Origin of the sequence: Kribbella albertanoniae, assembly GCF_004348455.1 — a bacterium.
GTDB classification, from domain to species: domain Bacteria; phylum Actinomycetota; class Actinomycetes; order Propionibacteriales; family Kribbellaceae; genus Kribbella; species Kribbella albertanoniae.
On record NZ_SMKA01000087.1, the window covers coordinates 1 to 16,905 of the forward strand.

At 67.3% G+C, this 16,905-nt stretch carries 17 protein-coding genes; 10 read left to right on the forward strand and 7 right to left on the reverse strand.

The window, feature by feature from the left end:
• The 4 genes from E1261_RS19745 to E1261_RS19760 form a co-directional block, all read left to right on the forward strand.
• The coding region (locus E1261_RS19745; RefSeq protein WP_132408485.1) for an ABC transporter ATP-binding protein at positions 1-707 on the forward strand (707 nt) is incomplete at its 5' end.
• Positions 704-1,462 carry an ABC transporter permease gene (locus E1261_RS19750; RefSeq protein WP_132408487.1) on the forward strand — a complete coding sequence of 253 codons (759 nt, stop codon included), beginning with the start codon at positions 704-706 and terminating at the stop codon, positions 1,460-1,462. The genes E1261_RS19745 and E1261_RS19750, both read left to right, overlap by 4 nt.
• 10 nt (positions 1,463-1,472) lie before the next feature.
• Positions 1,473-2,738 carry a sensor histidine kinase gene (locus E1261_RS19755; RefSeq protein WP_132408489.1) on the forward strand — a complete coding sequence of 422 codons (1,266 nt, stop codon included), beginning with the start codon at positions 1,473-1,475 and terminating at the stop codon, positions 2,736-2,738.
• Positions 2,735-3,358 carry a response regulator gene (locus E1261_RS19760; protein WP_202874854.1) on the forward strand — a complete coding sequence of 208 codons (624 nt, stop codon included), beginning with the start codon at positions 2,735-2,737 and terminating at the stop codon, positions 3,356-3,358. Before E1261_RS19755 ends, E1261_RS19760 begins: the two co-directional genes overlap by 4 nt.
• 45 nt (positions 3,359-3,403) lie before the next feature.
• Here the strand turns inward: E1261_RS19760 and E1261_RS19765 are convergent, their stop codons facing one another.
• The 5 genes from E1261_RS19765 to E1261_RS19785 form a co-directional block, all read right to left on the reverse strand.
• Positions 3,404-3,964 (reverse strand): hypothetical protein, encoded by a 561-nt coding sequence (locus tag E1261_RS19765; protein ID WP_132408491.1) that lies wholly within the window; start codon positions 3,962-3,964, stop codon positions 3,404-3,406.
• Positions 3,965-4,099: 135 nt separating this feature from the next.
• Positions 4,100-4,927, reverse strand: a complete 828-nt coding sequence (locus tag E1261_RS19770; protein WP_132408493.1) for a carbohydrate ABC transporter permease — start codon at positions 4,925-4,927, stop codon at positions 4,100-4,102.
• Complete coding sequence (locus tag E1261_RS19775; protein ID WP_202874855.1) at positions 4,924-5,964, reverse strand: carbohydrate ABC transporter permease; 1,041 nt, start codon at positions 5,962-5,964, stop codon at positions 4,924-4,926. The genes E1261_RS19770 and E1261_RS19775 overlap by 4 nt, the downstream gene beginning before the upstream one ends.
• On the reverse strand, positions 5,961-7,205 hold the full coding sequence (locus E1261_RS19780; RefSeq protein ID WP_132408495.1) for an extracellular solute-binding protein: 1,245 nt from the start codon (positions 7,203-7,205) through the stop codon (positions 5,961-5,963). Before E1261_RS19780 ends, E1261_RS19775 begins: the two co-directional genes overlap by 4 nt.
• The gene (locus E1261_RS19785; protein WP_238176315.1) at positions 7,202-8,413 is read right to left on the reverse strand and encodes a hypothetical protein; all 1,212 of its coding nucleotides are present in this window, start codon (positions 8,411-8,413) and stop codon (positions 7,202-7,204) included. The genes E1261_RS19780 and E1261_RS19785 overlap by 4 nt, the downstream gene beginning before the upstream one ends.
• A gap of 114 nt (positions 8,414-8,527) precedes the next feature.
• Between E1261_RS19785 and E1261_RS19790 the strand changes: the two genes are divergently transcribed.
• Genes E1261_RS19790 through E1261_RS19800 form a run of 3 tightly spaced genes read left to right on the forward strand, consistent with a single transcriptional unit; the run spans position 8,528 to position 11,750 of the window.
• Positions 8,528-10,240: a glycoside hydrolase family 36 protein gene (locus tag E1261_RS19790; RefSeq protein WP_132408500.1), complete on the forward strand. Its 1,713-nt coding sequence runs from the start codon at positions 8,528-8,530 to the stop codon at positions 10,238-10,240.
• A gap of 10 nt (positions 10,241-10,250) precedes the next feature.
• Complete coding sequence (locus tag E1261_RS19795) at positions 10,251-11,240, forward strand: LacI family DNA-binding transcriptional regulator (protein ID WP_132408502.1); 990 nt, start codon at positions 10,251-10,253, stop codon at positions 11,238-11,240.
• Positions 11,241-11,294: 54 nt separating this feature from the next.
• Positions 11,295-11,750 (forward strand): RICIN domain-containing protein, encoded by a 456-nt coding sequence (locus E1261_RS19800; RefSeq protein ID WP_132408504.1) that lies wholly within the window; start codon positions 11,295-11,297, stop codon positions 11,748-11,750.
• On the opposite strand, the gene E1261_RS19805 is transcribed toward E1261_RS19800, so the two are convergent.
• The gene (locus tag E1261_RS19805; protein ID WP_238176316.1) at positions 11,705-12,919 is read right to left on the reverse strand and encodes an MFS transporter; all 1,215 of its coding nucleotides are present in this window, start codon (positions 12,917-12,919) and stop codon (positions 11,705-11,707) included. The two genes, E1261_RS19800 and E1261_RS19805, sit on opposite strands and share 46 nt — an antisense overlap.
• A gap of 67 nt (positions 12,920-12,986) precedes the next feature.
• On the opposite strand from E1261_RS19805, the gene E1261_RS19810 reads away from it, so the two are divergent.
• From E1261_RS19810 to E1261_RS19820, 3 genes are read left to right on the forward strand one after another with little or no spacing between them, the layout of a single operon-like run.
• Positions 12,987-13,970, forward strand: coding sequence for an ArsR/SmtB family transcription factor (locus tag E1261_RS19810; protein ID WP_202874856.1), 984 nt, complete (start codon positions 12,987-12,989; stop codon positions 13,968-13,970).
• On the forward strand, positions 13,967-14,611 hold the full coding sequence (locus E1261_RS19815) for a DUF1345 domain-containing protein (RefSeq protein ID WP_132408506.1): 645 nt from the start codon (positions 13,967-13,969) through the stop codon (positions 14,609-14,611). Before E1261_RS19810 ends, E1261_RS19815 begins: the two co-directional genes overlap by 4 nt.
• 45 nt (positions 14,612-14,656) lie before the next feature.
• Entirely contained in the window at positions 14,657-15,622 is a 966-nt protein-coding gene (locus E1261_RS19820) for an EamA family transporter (RefSeq protein ID WP_238176317.1), read from the forward strand.
• Here E1261_RS19820 and E1261_RS19825 read toward each other — a convergent pair.
• Positions 15,615-16,787 (reverse strand): alanine--tRNA ligase-related protein, encoded by a 1,173-nt coding sequence (locus E1261_RS19825; protein ID WP_132408510.1) that lies wholly within the window; start codon positions 16,785-16,787, stop codon positions 15,615-15,617. The two genes, E1261_RS19820 and E1261_RS19825, sit on opposite strands and share 8 nt — an antisense overlap.
• Between the last annotated feature and the right edge of the window lie 118 nt (positions 16,788-16,905).

Consider the following 16,905-nt stretch of genomic DNA (forward strand, 5'->3'; position numbering starts at 1 on the left):
ATCCGGTTGGGGACCGGGAGGCGGTGACTCGGGTGCTGGGGTCGCAGCTGCAGGAGAGTGAGTTGCAGGCGAAGCTCACCGTGCAGGAAGCCCTTGAGCTGTACGCCGCTTTCTACCCGCGGCCGGCGGATTGGCGTGCACTCGCGGAGCGGCTCGGGTTGACCAGCATGCTGAAGAAACGGTTCGGCGTACTGAGCGGGGGCCAGAAGCAGCGGCTGTTCATCGCGCTCGCGCTGATCGGCAACCCGCGGGTCGTCGTACTCGACGAGCTGACGACCGGGCTCGATCCACGGGCCCGCCGCGATACCTGGGAGATCGTCGAGGACGTCCGGGCCAGCGGGGTCACGGTCCTCCTGGTCACGCACTTCATGGAGGAAGCGCAGCGCCTGTGCGACCGGATCGCCCTGATCGACAACGGGCGGATCACCGCACTCGATACGCCACACGGTCTGATCGCCCGGTCCGCGGGTGCGACCGTCATCTCGTTCACGCCGTCGGGCCCGCTCGACGACGAGGAGCTGGCTGCTCTGCCTGCCCTCACCTCGGTCGAGCACAAGAACGGGCGGATCACTCTGAGCGGTACCGACGAGACCGTCAACGCGGTGATCGCGCTGCTCGTCCGCCGGCACCTCACCGCGCACCAGCTGCGCATCACCGACGCCACCCTCGACGACGCCTTCCTGAACCTCACCGGAGCCACCTCATGAGCACTGGCACTACTACTTCCCCGTACGTCGCGGTCCTGCGCACCGAGACCCGGCTCTTCGGGCGTGAACCCGGCATCCTGTTCTGGGGGCTGGCCTTTCCGTCGATCCTGCTCGTGATCCTCGGCTCCATCCCGTCGTTCCGCGAGGCCGACCCGGGCCTCGGCGGCCTCCGGCTGATCGACATCTACGTGCCGGTTCTGGTGCTGGTGTCGGTGATTACGACGAGCCTGCAGACGCTGCCGCCGGTCCTCACCGGCTACCGCGAGCGCGGCATCCTGCGCCGGATGTCGGCGACTCCGGTGCGTCCGTCGGCCCTGCTGCTGGCGCAGGTGGTCCTGGCGGGCGGTGCTGCCCTGGCCTCGATCGTGCTCTGTCTGACGATCGGCCGGCTCGTCTTCGGCGTCCGGTTGCCGAGCCAGCCGCTCGGCTACGCGCTCACGCTCGTGCTGACCGCGGCCGCGGCGCTGGCTCTGGGCGCACTGATCACGGCTGTGGCGCGCACGGCAAAGATCGCCTCCGCGATCGGAACCGTGGCCTACTTCCCCGCGCTGTTCACCGCCGGCGTCTGGGTGCCGGTGCAGGCAATGCCGGACGTCATGGCGCGCATCGTCACGTTCACTCCGTTCGGCGCCGCCGCCGAGGCGCTCGGCCAGGCAGCGGCCGGCGATTGGCCCGCCTGGTCGCATCTCGGCGTACTGGCCGGCTGGGCGGCTGTCCTGTCAGCCGCGGCCGTTCGCTGGTTCCGGTGGGAGTGAGACCGCACTCATGCAGACTGTGGAGGTGACGGCAGCGGGCGACACCTCGATCGATCGGCGCCGGGCTCTGTTCACCCGGCTAGCGCCGCCCGCGCTGCTGGTCGCCTCCTGCGTGATGGCGATCGTCACAGCCGACCTGATCACGCCGGAGCCCTGGCAGCGGCGCACCGTCGTCGCACTGGTCGCCGGGCTGGTGGTCCTCCAGCTGTGGTGGACCTGGGCGGGCCGTCGGCGCACCCGTCCGGACGCGGTCTCGGCGACCTACTTCGTTCTCCGCTGGGCGATGGGCGCCACTCTGGCGCTGCTGAACGGCTTCTTCGCGTTCTTCATGGCAGCCGGCTACTTCGATACCGCCAGTCTCATCCGCGGTCGGCGTCGGCAGCGGCTCGCGCTGTTCGCCCATTCGGTACCGATCTCGTTCGCGCAGGTCGGCGGGATCCCGACCGACGGGCCGATCGGCTGGATCGTGTTCGGCTGCCTGCTGGCGGCCAACAACGCCTTGCTGAGCTTCGTCGGCCGGCTGTCCGAGCAGGAGGAGGAGCGGTCACAGGCGCGAGCCGTGACCATCGCCGAGCTCGAGAAGGCTCATGAGGAGAACGCCGCCCTGCATGCCCAGCTCCTCATCCAGGCTCGCGAGGCCGGGGTCGCCGACGAACGCCGCCGGCTGGCCGCGGAGATCCACGACACGCTCGCCCAGGGCCTGACGGGGATCATCGCCCAGCTCCAGGTTGTCGCGACCACGCCCGATCCGAAGGTCGCCGAGGACCACATCGCCCGCGCGACCGACCTCGCCCGGCACAGTCTCGGCGAGGCCCGCCGCTCGGTCCAGAACCTCGCTCCGCAAGGACTCTCGTACGACGGTCTCCCGGAGGCGCTGCGCAAAACGGTCGACCAGTGGACGGAGCGGACCGGCGTACCGACCGAACTGACCGTCACCGGGATCGCCCAGCAGCTGCACGGCGAGATCTCCGCAACTCTGCTTCGGATCACCCAAGAGGCACTCGCGAATGTCGGCAAACACGCGAACGCCTCCCGGGTCGGCGTCACCCTCAGCTTCATGGACGGCGAGGTGACACTCGACGTGCGCGACGACGGCGTGGGGTTCAACGCACTCGAGCTCCCGAACCGCACCGGCACCGGCGGGTTCGGCCTCGACGGCATGCGTGCCCGCGCCGAGCGGATCGCCGGCTCACTCACGATCGAAGCAGAACCAGGATCCGGTACGGCGGTCTCCGCCCGCGTACCGTTGGTCGTCGACGAACGGGGAACCACGTGATCTCGCTACTACTGGTCGACGACCACCCGGTCGTCCGTAACGGGCTGCGCGGGATGTTCGAGTCGGTCCCCGGATTCACCGTGCTCGCGGAGGCGTCGAACGGTGTCGAGGCGGTCGCGCTGGCGGCCGAGCTCGATCCGGACGTGATCCTGATGGACCTGCGGATGCCTGGCGGCAGTGGTCTGGAGGCGATCGCCGAGCTGCAGCGCCGCGGCGCCCGGGCGAAGGTGCTGGTCCTCACCACGTGGGACACCGATACGGACACCGTGCCGGCGATCGAGGCCGGGGCGACGGGCTATCTGCTCAAGGACGCTCCGCCGGAGGAGCTGTTCCTCGGAGTTCGTGAAGCCGCGGCCGGGCGAGCGGTGCTCTCCCCCGCGGTCGCGTCCCGGCTGGTCTCCGCCGTACAGTCGCCAGCCCCAAGTCCGTTGGCTGCAAGGGAACGTGAAGTACTGGCGCTGGTCGCGAAGGGAACGTCGAACCGGGAGATCGCCCGCGAGCTGTTCATCAGCGAGGCCACAGTGAAGACGCATCTCAGCCACATCTTCACCAAGCTGGATGTGAACGATCGAGCTGCGGCAGTCGCAAAGGGTTACCAGCAAGGGATTCTGGGAGCCTAGTGTCCCGGTCCGCCGGCAGGTGCGGACCGGACCACTATCGACCGGCTAGTTACAGATACTTGGTGCCATCACATGGGCCGCACTGTCCCAACCTGCACAGCGGAAGGTCGAGTGGCCGTACCAGTCATGGCCGAACTCGTGTGCAGCCAGCAGAGCGTCGTCGTTCACACCGCCCATGTACAAGGCGATGCGCTGTCCGGCGCCCCAGTTGCAGCCGACGACACGATCGCCGCCACCGCAGTCGGTGATGTAACTGTTGCGGCACTCGACCGGCGTGCCGCCACCTTCCCGCAGACCTGCCCAGGCCGCGGCACCCTGCCGAATGGCGGCTGCGTAAGGCTGGCAGGAGGACGTGATGGTGTAGTTGCGCTGACTCGGTACCGACCAGCCGCCAGGCGGCGGAGCCAGTACTTTCGCCTTGCCCTTAAGGTCTGCGGGCGTAGGAATCACGGAAGTTCCGTGCGGTGCCGACGCCCCTTCAGCGTGGGCGGAGGTTTCTTGGGCGGGGGACGCAGACGCACCGGCAAGTGACACCGGGGCGGCGTAGGTGACGACGGCGAGGACCACACTGGCCAGGCCGGACAGCATCAACAGCTTGCGCGCCATTGATTTCTCCTTCTGTGGTGGGGGCGGGTGCCTCACACGGGAGGGCGGAGGCAGAAGGATTTTTCACGCTAGTCCGCGATTGACAACGGTGTCCATGGTTCGTTCACGCTGAGGCACCCTTCAGTTACCCACCGCTCACTTGCCGCCCGTGAAGGTAATCCCTTGCGTGATGTGCTTCTGCGCCGCGAAGAACAGCACCAGGCAGGGCAGCGTGATCAGCAGCGAGGTTGCCATCAGCAACGGGGTGTCCGTGCCGTTCACCGACTGGAACCCGGCCAGGGCCAGCGGCAACGTTTTCCACTGGTCGGAGTTGATGTAGATCGCCGGTCCGAGGAAGTTGTTCCAGTACCCCATGAACAGCAGGATCGAGACCGCCACCACGGCCGGCCGGGCCAGCGGCAGATAGACCAGCCAGAAGGTCCGGAACCAGCCGCACCCGTCCACCACCGCGGCGTCGGCCAGCTCGGCCGGCATCCGCGCGAAGAACTGCCGGAACAGGAAGATGAAGAACGGCGACCCGAAGAAGGCCGGCAGGATCAGCGGATAGAGCGTGTCGATCATGCCGAGGTTGTTGAACAGCATGAACTGCGGAACCATCGTCACCTCCCCCGGCAGCAGCATCGTCGCCAGCACGACCCCGAACACCAGGCCCGAGAACCGCACCCGCAACCGCGCGAACGCGAACCCGGCCAGCGTGCACGAGAAGACCGTGCCGACGATCGGGATCAACGTGGTCAGCACCGAGTTCAGCGTGTACCGCCAGAACGGGAACGACGTCACGGCCCGCACGTAGTTGTCCCACAAGAACTCCTCCGGTACGACGCTCGCCCCGGAACTGCCCACGCCGGCCAGGGACCGCAGCGAGGTGGCGATCATCCAGAGGAACGGGTACACGAACACCACCGAGCCGACGACCAGAACGACGTACAGGCCGACTGTGGTGAGCACACTTCGGCGCTTCATCGTTTCCTCCGACGAGTAGTCAGCTCGGTCTCGTAATACACAGCGAAGGCACTCCCCCGCAGGGTCACCGTGGTGAGCGCCAGGATGACGACGAACAGGATCCAGGCCAGCGCGGACGCGTAGCCCATCCGGAAGTTCTGGAACGCGTTGTCGTACAGGTAGTAGACGAAGAACAGCAACGAGTCCTTCGGTCCGCCGTTCGCGACGAACCCCTGGGTGAAGATCTGCAGCGACCCGATGATCCCGGTGAGCGCGTTGAACAGGATGATCGGCGACATCTGCGGCAGCGTCACATGCCAGAACATCCGCAGTGTGCCGGCGCCGTCGATCGCTGCCGCCTCGTACAGGTTCGGCGGGACGTCCTTGAGACCGGCCAGGTAGATCACCATCGCGCCGCCGACCGTCCACAGGCTCATCAGGATCACCGTCGGCAGCGCCCAGGACGCGTCGTTGAACCAGCCCGGTCCCTCGATCCCAACCTTCGCGAGGACGTCGTTCGCGAGCCCGTACTGCGGGTTGAACACCCAGAGGAACAAGACCATCTGGGCCACGCCGGACACCAGGCTCGGCAGGTACCAGATGGTCCGGAAGAACCGCATCCCCGGCAGTTCGGCGTTCAGCAGCAGCGCGACCACGAAGGCGAGCGCGGTCTGCAGCGGCACGCTGATCACGCCGTACAGGAGGGTCACCTTCAGCGCCTGCCCGACCCGCGGGTCCTGAAACGCCTCGGTGTAGTTGGCGAATCCGACGAACTGCGGTGGCGTGATCAGGTCCCACGAGGTCAGGCTGACGTAGATCGAGGAGATCATCGGCCCGACCGTGAAGATCGCGAACCCGATCAGCCAGGGCGAGATGAACATCCAGAACGCGATCGTCTTGTCGGCCCGCGGCCACCGTCGCCGCGCCCCGTACGCCGCCAGCCCGAGCACGGCGTACAGGGCAATCAGCAGGAGGAGGAACGGGACCAGCGGGACCAGGACGGCGGGTACACCCCACGACGCCGCCAGGTCGCGGATCCAGCCGATTGTCGGGTTCACTTCTGCAGCGCCGCCGTGCACTTGGCCATCAGGTCGGGCAGCACCTTGGCGACATCGTCCTTGCCAGTGCCGAGCGGGGTGTAGCTGTTCATCCCCTTCTCGGCGTCACCGGAGATCTGCGCCTCCCGTGCGACCGAGGGTCCGACCAGCCCGGTCTTCAGCGCGGTGGTGAACGCGGCCAGGTTCCGGTCGGCCGGCAGTACCTTCTCCAGCGTCGCGGTCGACGCCGCGATCACCGGTACGCCGAGGGCCGTGTTCCCCTGGATGAGCAGGTCCTGCGCGGCCTGCTGGGTGCCGGCGAACTCGACGAACTTCTTCGCCGTCTCCAACTGCTTGCCGGTCGCCTTCTTGCTGATCGCGAGCCCGTCGACCTCCATCGGGAACCCCTTGCCGGGCACCGGGACCAGCGTCCAGTTCGGCTTGCTGATCTTCGCGAAGTCGGCGACCGTCCACGGCCCGAAGTCGCTGAACATCGCCAGCCGGCCGGCCGCGAACCACTGCGCCTGATCCTGACCCTGTACGTCGGTCGAGGTCGGAGCCGACCGTTCCTTCTGCAGGTCGACGACGTACTGGGCTGCCTTCACACCGGTCTCGTCGCCGAAGGTGCACGCGGTCGCGTCGGCGTTGTAGTAGCTGCCACCGGCGGCAGTCAGCCAGCCGCGGTACCAGAGGTTGCTCGAACCGAAGACCCGCGCCTTGCCGTCACCGTGGGACAGCTTCGCGGCCAGCGCCCGGAACTCGTCCAGCGTCAGCGGGGTCGTTGCGCTCGGCAACGGAACCCCGGCGGCCTTGAAGGCGTCCACGTTGATCGCCATCACCTTGGGCTTGGCCGCGAACGGCATCGCATAGTACTTGCCCTCGAACTGCAGCGCGGACGAGATGTTCGGCTGCACGTATTTGGCCGGGTCGACCTGCTGCTCGGCGAAGCTGGGCACGAACCCGGCCAGGCTGTTGTTGCTGATCTCCATCACGGTCGACTGGGTGCCGCCCGCGATCGAGGTCTGGATCTTCTGCTCGTAGTCGGCCTGGATCCAGTTGGTCGTCACCTTGGTCCCGGGGTTGGCCTGCTCGAACGCGGCCGCGATCGCCTTCAGCGACGCAGCCTCGGAGTTCGTTCCCCAGAACGAGAAGGTGATGTCGGCGGAGTCGCTACCGGTGTTGCCAGCGGGCTGGCTGGTCGTCGCACAACCGGCGGCCAGTAGAAGCGCGACGGCGGCTGGGATCAAGCGGAGGGGAGTCATGAGGCGTCCTTAGTGATGAACCGGGCTGTCCGGCCCGGCTCGAGGGGATGTGTTTCGGCACCGACCGTCACCGGCAGCGCCCCCGGTCCGCTGTGCACGGTGACTTCAGTGGTGTGCCGGGCCTCCTGGGTGATGCGGAGGTCCCAGCCGCCGACGCGTACGTGATCGGCAGTGACCCACCCGATCTCGGCGGGCAGGTGAGAGGTGAGCGTGAGCGCGGTACCGGCCTCGGGCCGCAGCCCGAGCAGACCGGCGACCAGGTGCTCGACGACCGTGAACGAGATCTCCGGATAGTCGTCCCGGCTGTCGATCAGGTGCTTGGTCCACCGCCACGCGGACTCGTCGCGCCCGTACTTGAACAGCAGTTCGGGGTAGTAGCTCAGCGACTCGATGTTCTTCGGCGGATCCGAATCCATCTTGCCCTCGAGCCAGTCGAGCGACTGCTCAGTTCCACCGAGCCCGAACAGCGGCGGCAGCGTGTGCGATTCCAGACCCCAGTCGAAGTCCAGACCCTCCTTGGTCACCCCGCGCGCGAAGTGCTCGCCGTTCCACCAGGTCTGGTACGTCGCCTCGATCCGATCCGCCTCCGCGTCCCGGCCGAGCTTCCGCAGTACGGCGTACTGGGTCGCGAGCCCGTCGCCCGCGATCAGCAGCGGCGCTTCGCGCTCGTTGTACGTCGCGGTCCCGAGGAAGATGTCCGCGGTGCCACCGGCCTCCGGGATCCCGTCACCATCAGCATCGTGGGCCGTGACGAACTCGCCGAGGCTGGTCTCGTAGTAGGCCGCGAGATCGGAGTCGTCGAGCCATCGGCGGTCGCCGGTCCAGTCGTACTGTTCCAGCGCCCGGTAGCAGAGGTCGAACACCGCGGGGATCTCCCGGACGAAGTGCTCGTCGTTGTGATAGTCCAGAGCCGCGATCCGGCCGTCGAAGTGGAACGCCCAGATCGGGAACCATTTCCGGGCCGGCGTCGCCGACCGAGCGAAATGCCGGAACATGGCGAAGTTCTCGGCGTCCAGCCCGAGCAGGTGCGCACCGGCGGCCTGGTGGCAGATGTCGCGCGAGTAGAACATGTCCCGGGACGGGTAGCCGGCCCAGTACGACGGCAGGTTTCCGGGGTGAGCGTCGGTCTGCACCCAGTCCAGGGCACGCTTCGATGCCCAGGCGAAGGCCTGCTCGACGTACCCGGAGTCAGAGCTCACAGAGAGCACTTGGCACTCCTCAGAGGATTGGATATTAGCGGTAAAATTCCTAGCTAAAGTAAGCAGGTAGACCAATGACGTCAATACTTCAGCGCGGTCGGTTTTACCGCTATAGTCACCGCCGTGACGAGCTTTGAGATCCTGGCAGGGTCCGTGCGGCGGACCGGTACGGCGACCGGCGCGCGGTCGGTGACCGCGCTGCCGGCCGAGGTGCCCGGCGTACTGCGCTTCGAGGTGCTCGCGGACGGTCCGGTGACGATCAGCTGGACCTGGCCGACCGGGTCGGCGGTGACGTTCTGGCGGGCCTCGCAGGGTGCGCGCCGGGAGCTCCCGACCGACTGGGGATCGCGGCGCCGGATCCGCTCGGTCCGGTCCGCGCCGGTCGGCAGCCTGGTCGACGACCAGGACCGCAGCCTGCTGACGGTCTCGCTGTCGGCGCACGTCCGCGGTTGCGAGTTCGCGATCGGGGTGAACGAGGAGACCGCCGAGCAGCTGATCGAGCTGGTTGCCGATGACATCGAAGCGGATCGCTTCGTACTGCGGATCGACCTGCGCGACGTGCATTTCGCCGAGGCCCTGCGCGGCGTCACCACCGAGTGGACCGCTGACCTCGGTGACCGGATTGCCGCCGTACCGGAGATCGCCCGGCAGGCCATGTACTCGACCTGGTACAGCGACCATCAGCACGTGTCGGCCGAGTCGGTCGAGCACCACGCACGCGCCAGCGCGGCGTACGGGTGTGCGGCGATCATCGTCGACGACGGCTGGCAGACGGACAGCACTGCGCGCGGCTACGCGTACTGCGGTGACTGGGAGCCGACCAGCGGCAAGTTCCCCGACATGACCGAGCATGTACGGCGGGTGCATGAGCTCGGACTGCGTTACGTGCTGTGGATCGCGCCACCGCTGATCGGGGTGCACTCCAAGGCGTGGGAACGGTTGAAGGACCGCGTGCTCGGTTTCGCCGACGGTGAGGTGGTGGCGGTGCTGGACCCGCGCTACCCCGAGGTGCGCGAGCACCTGGTCGAGTGCTGCGTCCGGCCGGTGCGCGACTGGGGTGTCGACGGGCTGAAGATCGACTTCATCGACTCGTGGGCGTGGGAAGGTCCGGTCCCGGATGCGCCCGAGGCTGACTGCACCTCGGTCGACGAGGGCGTCGAACTGTTGCTGCAGGCGGTGAGGGACGAGCTGGGCGACGAGGTGCTGATCGAGTTCCGGCAGGACTACGTGAACCCGCGGCTGTGGCAGTTCGGCACCTTCCTGCGCGCCGGGGACTGCGCGATGGACCCGGTGGAGAACCGGGTCCGCACGATCGACAGCCGGCTGCTCGCTGGGGATCGCGCAGTGCATTCGGACATGCTGATGTGGCATCCGTCGGCCACCCCGGAGACGGTGGCACAGCAGTTCATCGGTGCGCTGTTCAGCACCGTGCAGGTGTCGATGGAGCTCGAGGCGTTACCAGCTGCGCACGACCGCGTGGTCCGGTACTGGCTGGCGTTCATGCGCGAGCACTTCGACGTACTGCAACGCGGTGTCCTGCTGCCGTCCCGCTCGGACGCGCGTTATGCACAGGTGCGGGCCGTGGGCGCAACGACTGTGGTGGCCGCGTTCACCAACCCCCTCGTGCGTCTGGAGGACACCGATCGCTCCGTCGTCCTGGTGAACGGCGGCAGCGAACCGCGACTCCTGGTCGAAGGTGCCGGCTCCGGACCGGTCAACCTCGTAGTGTCTGACTGTTCGGGCACCGAGGTCTACCGCCGTACGACGACTCCGCCGTCAGGACTGTGGCAGGTCGACGTACCGACCGCCGGGGTTGCCCGCATCGAACGACTCTGAGGGGGGCTGGATGGTGTCACGACCACGCCGTACGACGGTTGCGGATGTCGCCCGACTTGCCGGGGTGTCCGCGATGACGGTATCGAACGTCCTGAACGCACCGCACCGCGTCAGCGCCTCCACCGTCCAGACGGTGCAGGCGGCGATCGACGAGCTCGGGTACACCCCGAACCACGCCGCCCGGGCGCTGTCGTCGGGACGCAGCCAGGTGATCGGCCTGCCGCTGTACGACGAGGTCAGCGAGGAGAACCCCGGCCTCGGCGGCTTCCTGCACGGTCTGCTGGACGGCCTGGTCCGGGCCGCGGCCGTCTCCGGGTACGGCGTGCACGTGACCACGCCGACCGCGGGCGCAACCGAGATCGCGCTCTACGAGAAGCTGATCGCCGCCCGCCAGGTCGACGCGATCGTCGTACTCGAGACGATGCCGAACGACGAGCGGATCGAGTTCCTCAGCCAGCGGCGGTTCCCGTTCGTCGCTTTCGGCCGCACGGGCCCGCAGCAGCGGCAGTGCTGGGTGGACGTCGACAACGAGACCTCGATGGCAGGGATCGCCCAGCACCTGCGCGAGACCGGCCGCTCAACCGCGCTCTACCTGCGCACCGACGGCTCGCTGCCCTGGATCCACCAGCGCGAGGACGGCTTCGTCCGCGAGTTCCCCAGCACCGTCGTCCGCTCCTTCCGAACGATGGAAGAGGTCAACGCCTACGTATCGGAGAGCGCTCCCCCGGAGGTAGTTGTCGCCGACAACGATGCGTTCGCCGTCGTCGCAATGCGAGCCCTGCAACGCCGCGGCCTACAGGTCGGCGAGGACGTCGCGGTCACCGGCTTCAACGACTTCCCGTTCGCCAGCATGCTCGACACTCCCCTGACCACCGCCAGGATCCCCTTGCGCGACATCGCCTCCTGCCTCTTCGACCGCGCTCTCCTGGAGATCACCGGCGCCGACGACCAACCAGGCCGCCTCGTCACCGCGCCGCTGATCGTTCGCTCCAGCGCCTGATTCCACGGTGATCAAAAGCGTTGCGCTCTGTATACAGCTATCTACCGTTGACGCATGCAGATTCGAGCAGGTCTCAGCGCCATAGTCCTACTGGCCGGACTGGTCACGACATCCGTCCCAGCCGCCGCGGCTCCGGACTCGGTGACCGCGGTGATCACCCTCCGGAACGATGCCACCCAGCTCTGCCTGACGGCGAACGTCCACGACTCCCAATGGATCAGAACGACCGGCTGCTCGGGATTCAACGAGCACAAGTGGGACTACGTGCGGTCGGCGCGGCCCGAGTACGGGATGCTCAAGAACGTCGCCACGGGACTCTGTCTCGACGCCAACGCGAACGGGGTCGTCTACAGCAACTCGTGCAACGTCAACAACACCTATCAGTGGTGGTATCGGAGCCCTGATTTTGACATCAAGCACGGAGCCACCGGCCGGTATCTCGACAGCAACGGAGGGGGCGACGTCTACACTCTCGGCCGCAACGGCGGGCCCAACCAGCGCTGGCGGTGAACACCTAAGGCGTTGCGCGCGATCAGCAGGGTGATGATGGTTCCGCACACACCGGCGGCGGCGATGGTGAGGTTGGGAGCGACAAAGCTTCCGACCACACCGGCCAGCGCGATGCTCACGCCCTGAATCGCCATCAGCCCGCTGGTCTGCACGGTGAACAACCGCCCCCGGTACGCCGGATCGGCCGCGGCGAGGATCATCGGATCGATCGCCTGGTTGAAGGCATACCCGGCGCCCGACACCGCGAGCAGCACCGCCGCGACCGGCACGGAAGGCCTTACCAGGAACGCGATCGCGGGCAACTGACTGGCCAGCAGAAGCGGAACGACGAGCCGTCGCCGCAAGGAAGGGGTGAACCTCGCGACGACGAGCTCGCCGAGTACAGTCCCCGCCGCATACCCAGTGAAAAGAGCCCCTGCCGCAGCCGCTGCAGCACCGGTCTGAGCCGTGTACGCGACCGCCAACCCATCGGGAACCGCCGAGAAGGCCGGCGCCACCCAGGTCAGCAGGATCAACGGCCGCAACCGCGGATGGGCGAACAGATACCGCAGACCGGACCACGAGTCACGCACAGTACTGCGACTGCGCTCGCCTGCCGGTGAGTACGGCGTACCGACTCCGATCAGTACTGCGGACACGAGGAACGTCACGACGTCGACTGCGAGTAGCCAGGGTGCACCGACCGCCGCCGCCGCGGCCGCACCGACCGCGAACCCGGCCAGCACGGTCAGCTGACTGATTGCCCGCAGCAACGACCGGCCGACCGGGAACAGCTCGACCGGCAGCAGGTGCGCGAGGCTCGCCGAGCGGGCACCGGCGAAGACCGGCGCGATCACCCCGGTCAGCAGCAACAGCCCCAACAGCGCGCCGACCGGCAGCCCCGGGATCAACATCAGCGCAATGCAGATCGCAGTCGCCAGATCGCACACCACCAAGACGCGACGCGCCGGGAAGCGATCAGCGATCGACGACAGCAGGACCCCGCCGACGGCGTACGGGAGGAACGAGCAGGCCAGAACGAGTGCCGAGAGCAACGGTGAGCCGGTGCGTTCGAAGATCAGGATCGACAGCGCCACCTGGGCGGCGATGGTGCCGAGCATCGAGATGGCATGCGCCACGAAGACGTTGCGCAGACCGGGAAGACTCAGGACGGCTCGATAGGACCTCACGCCCGAAGACTGTCCGACCTGCACCTCCGCGAACTAGACTTTTGGTTGTGACCGAAAGTTCGGCCGGATGACGGTTCTGCACTTCACCCAGAGCGACGCGTTGCGCTGCCGGTTCGGGGCCTCACCCTTGTGGGAGACCGTCTCTGCAGTCCGCGTCCTGAATGGGATCCGGCATCGGCCGATGTATGCGCCCTGGGTGGCCGCCAAGGCCGAGGCGGCCGCCGGTCTGGACCTCAGCGGACTGCTGGCGCTTCAGCCGCGCGTCGGTTTCTCACCGGACTTCCTGACTCCACCACCCAAGGCCTCCCGGGCGAAGATCAGCACCGAACTCGCCCGGATCCGCAGTACGCCGATCGACCGGGTCCGGCGCGAACTGATCCGCTCGCGAGACGAACTCAACAATCCCGGCGCCCCGGAGATCGACCGGATGCTGACCGATCCGGCGCGCGCCCGCGACCGGCTGGCCGACGAGATCGAGAGCGCTTGGCACGCGCTGATCAAACCCGACTGGCCGAAGATCAGCCGCTTCCTCGAGGACGACATCGCCTACCGCGGCAGCCAGCTCACGGACGGCGGACTGGCCGCGCTCTTCGACGATCTGCACCCGACGCTGAGCTGGGCGGATGATCGCCTGATCGCGGACCGCTATCGCGAACCCGACCACAAGCTCACCGGCCAGGGCCTCCTGCTGGTCCCCGGAGTCTTCGCCTGGCCTTATCTCGTGATGGTCGTCGACCCCAATTACCAACCAACGCTGGTCTATCCGGCTCGCGGCGCCGCCCGCCTGTGGTCCGACGCCCCCGCTCCCCCAGACCCGTTGGCCCGCCTGCTCGGTCGAACGCGAGCCACCCTGCTCGTCGCGCTCGACCCGCCGGCCACGACCAGTGCGCTCGCTGCGGACTACCGGCTGGCGCTGGCCACGGTCGCCGAACACCTGGCCGCGCTCCACGACGCCGGGCTCGCGACACGCCGCCGTACCGGTCATCAGGTGCACTACCGACGGACCGAAGTGGGTCAGGCAGTCATCGACGCCTCCATACTGTCGGCATGAGCATGCGTCACATCCGGCGATGGCCGGCCTCGCTCGCGGTGGTCGCCGTACTGATCCTGCAACTGCTGGTCCCGACGCAGATCGCCGCGTTCCCGCGCTGGGTGATGCCGGCGCTCGGTGCGTTGCTGCTGCTCCCGCTGATCTGGATGAACCCGTTCCACCTGCGCCGCGACGAGCCCTGGCTGCGCTGGGTCGAGCTGGCGCTGCTGGCGGTCCTCGTGCTGGCCAACGCGGTCTATCTGGCCGAGCTGATCGTCTATCTGAACTCCGGCGACGCCACCAACGGCATGGTGCTGGTGAAGGCAGCCGCCCTGATCTGGGTGACGAACGTCGTTGCCTTCGGCGTCTGGTACTGGGAGATCGACCGCGGCGGGCCGTTCGCCCGCGCGCCCGAGCACGAGCGCGACGAGGAGCGGGCCGACCTGCTGTTCCCGCAGATGACCGTCGACCTGCCGGGATGGGGGAAGTGGCTGCCCGGTTTCACGGACTACCTGTTCGTCGCGTTCACCGCGGCGACGGCGTTCAGCCCGACCGACACGATGCCGCTGACCGCCCGGGTGAAGGTGCTGATGGCGATCCAGTCGGCGATCGCCCTCCTGACCATCGCGGTGGTCGCGGCCCGCGCGGTGAACGTGCTCTGAGACGGGCCTCGACAGCGATGTAATGGGCATGAGAACGTTATGCCCATGTACAGCACGAAGTCGGTGGGGCTCGGGTTTGCGCTCTTCTCGGCCGTCACGTTCGGCGGCTCGGGACCTTTCGCGAAGGCGCTGATCGGCGCCGGTTTCACCCCGCAACAGGCCGCCTGGGTCCGAATCCTGGGCGCCGCCGTGCTGCTCGTCCCACTCGTTCTGGTGCTCCGGGGCAGCGCAGGACTACGCTCCGCGCGGGCGTCCTGGAAGCCGCTGGTCGTGTACGGCCTGACCGGGATCGCCGGTTGCCAGACGCTGTTCTTCATCGCAGCCAGCCGCCTGCCGGTCGGGGTCGCGCTGATGCTCGAGTTCACCGGCCCGGTGCTGGTGGTGCTGTGGCTGAAATACGGTCAGAAGGTCGCCGTCCCGCGATCGGCCGCGATCGGTGTCGGCATCGCCCTGATCGGCCTGGCCACGGTGGCCGAGGTCTGGTCCGGGCTGACCATCGACCTGATCGGGTTGCTGGCCGGACTCGCCGCGGCTGCGTGCCAGGCGACGTACTTCATCTTGATCGACAAGCTGACCGGTGTCGCCGATCCACTCGTGATGACAGCCGCCGGCAGCGTGGTCGGTGCCATTCTGCTCACGCTCATCTCCGCGCCGTGGGGTGTCCCGTGGCATGTCCTGGCGGAGAGCGTCGCGATGGGCGACCGGCATGCGCCGGGTTGGCTACTGGCCGCCTGGCTGATCGTCGTGAGCACGGTCATCGCCTACCTCGCCGGAGCGGCCGCCGTACAACGGTTGTCCGCGGCCATCGCGGGAGCAGTCGCGTACGTCGAAGTTGTCGCGGCCTGCGTGTTTGCCTTGATCCTGCTGAACGAGCGCCTCACCACGAACCAGATCATCGGCGGCACCATCGTGTTGCTGGGTGCTTTCGTGGCCCAGTCGTCGGTGGGGAAGGTCGCTCCTCCTTCGGAGACGCCGGTCCCCACCGACGCGCTGGATCCCAGCCTCACCTAAGTGAGTCCACAAGCTCACGGGGCAGCCCGTGGGTTTCGTGCAGGTACTCGTAGTCCGTCTCGTCGAGCGACTTCTGGAACCGCTCATGGCTGAGCACCTTGCGCCCACGATCGAGCAGGTTGCTGAACCGGATCTCCTCGTCGATCAGGATCCGCCGCACCAGCGTCACCGACTCGCCTTGGTGGAAGTGGTTCAGCGTGTGCTCGAACAGCTCCAGCGGCAGATCGGACAGGCTGCTTGAATCGTCACCGCGCCACAACAGCGTGAGCACCCGGCGGATCAGGCGTCGGAGCACATAGCCGCGCCCTGTGTTGGACGGATGCACACCGTCGCCCACGATCACGATGCTCGATCGCAGGTGGTCGATGACGATTCGCTGTTCCTCGGTGTTCAGCTTCCACAGCTTCGGGATCTGCCGCATCCACGGTTCGAACAGGGAGGTCTCGTACACGGAGTCCTTGCCCTCCAGCAGCATCGTCAGCCGCTCGAGGCCGAGACCGGTGTCGATGTTCTGCTGCTGCAGGGGTTCCAGCGAACCGTCGTCATGGCGGCGGTAGCGCATCATCACGTGGTTCCACACCTCGACCCAGCGGTCGTCGGTGGTCGGCGTACCCTCCGGCTCACCGTCACCGGTCCACACGAACATCTCCGAGTCCGGACCACAGGGACCGGTCGGGCCGTTCGACCACCAGTTGTCCTCGGTGGTCAGCTCGATCGGCAGACCGAGCTTCTGCCAGGTCTGCAACGACTCCTGATCGAGCGGGACCTGACTGTCCCCGCCGAACACGGTCACGTGCAGGCGGCCCGGGTCGATACCGAAGCCCTCGGTCAGCAGTTCGTACCCCCAGCGGAGCGTCTGGTCGCTGCCGTAGTCGCCGAGCGACCACGAGCCGAGCATCTCGAACACCGTCAGGTGCGTCGGGTCGCCGACCTCGTCGAGATCCGTCGTGCGCAGGCAGCGCTGGATCCCCACCAGCCGGCGACCCATCGGATGCGGTTCACCTTCCAGGTACGGCGTCAGCGGATGCATCCCCGACGTCGTGAACAGCACCGGATCCCCCAGCCGCGGGATGAGCGTGGACCCGGTGGTCGGGATGTGCCCGTGCTGCTGCTGGAAGTAGTCGATGAAGGTGCGGGTGATGGTCTTCTGCAGGGTGGTGGTCATGGTTCTTGGTCCTTTGTGAGAAGACCGGAACCGAGTCACCAGGCGTCAGAAACGACAAAACCGGCGAACCGTTTCCGGTCGCCGGTGGTGGAAGAAGATGTCAGGCAGCGGCAGCCGG

Coding starts and splice junctions, on each gene's coding strand:
- E1261_RS19815 (WP_132408506.1), top strand. CDS start 13,967: ATGAGCATGCGTCACATCCGGCGATGGCCGGCCTCGCTCGCGGTGGTC.
- E1261_RS19795 (WP_132408502.1), top strand. CDS start 10,251: ATGGTGTCACGACCACGCCGTACGACGGTTGCGGATGTCGCCCGACTT.
- E1261_RS19780 (WP_132408495.1), bottom strand. CDS start 7,205: ATGACTCCCCTCCGCTTGATCCCAGCCGCCGTCGCGCTTCTACTGGCC.
- E1261_RS19825 (WP_132408510.1), bottom strand. CDS start 16,787: ATGACCACCACCCTGCAGAAGACCATCACCCGCACCTTCATCGACTAC.
- E1261_RS19810 (WP_202874856.1), top strand. CDS start 12,987: ATGACGGTTCTGCACTTCACCCAGAGCGACGCGTTGCGCTGCCGGTTC.
- E1261_RS19800 (WP_132408504.1), top strand. CDS start 11,295: ATGCAGATTCGAGCAGGTCTCAGCGCCATAGTCCTACTGGCCGGACTG.
- E1261_RS19765 (WP_132408491.1), bottom strand. CDS start 3,964: ATGGCGCGCAAGCTGTTGATGCTGTCCGGCCTGGCCAGTGTGGTCCTC.
- E1261_RS19755 (WP_132408489.1), top strand. CDS start 1,473: ATGCAGACTGTGGAGGTGACGGCAGCGGGCGACACCTCGATCGATCGG.
- E1261_RS19820 (WP_238176317.1), top strand. CDS start 14,657: ATGTACAGCACGAAGTCGGTGGGGCTCGGGTTTGCGCTCTTCTCGGCC.
- E1261_RS19750 (WP_132408487.1), top strand. CDS start 704: ATGAGCACTGGCACTACTACTTCCCCGTACGTCGCGGTCCTGCGCACC.
- E1261_RS19770 (WP_132408493.1), bottom strand. CDS start 4,927: ATGAAGCGCCGAAGTGTGCTCACCACAGTCGGCCTGTACGTCGTTCTG.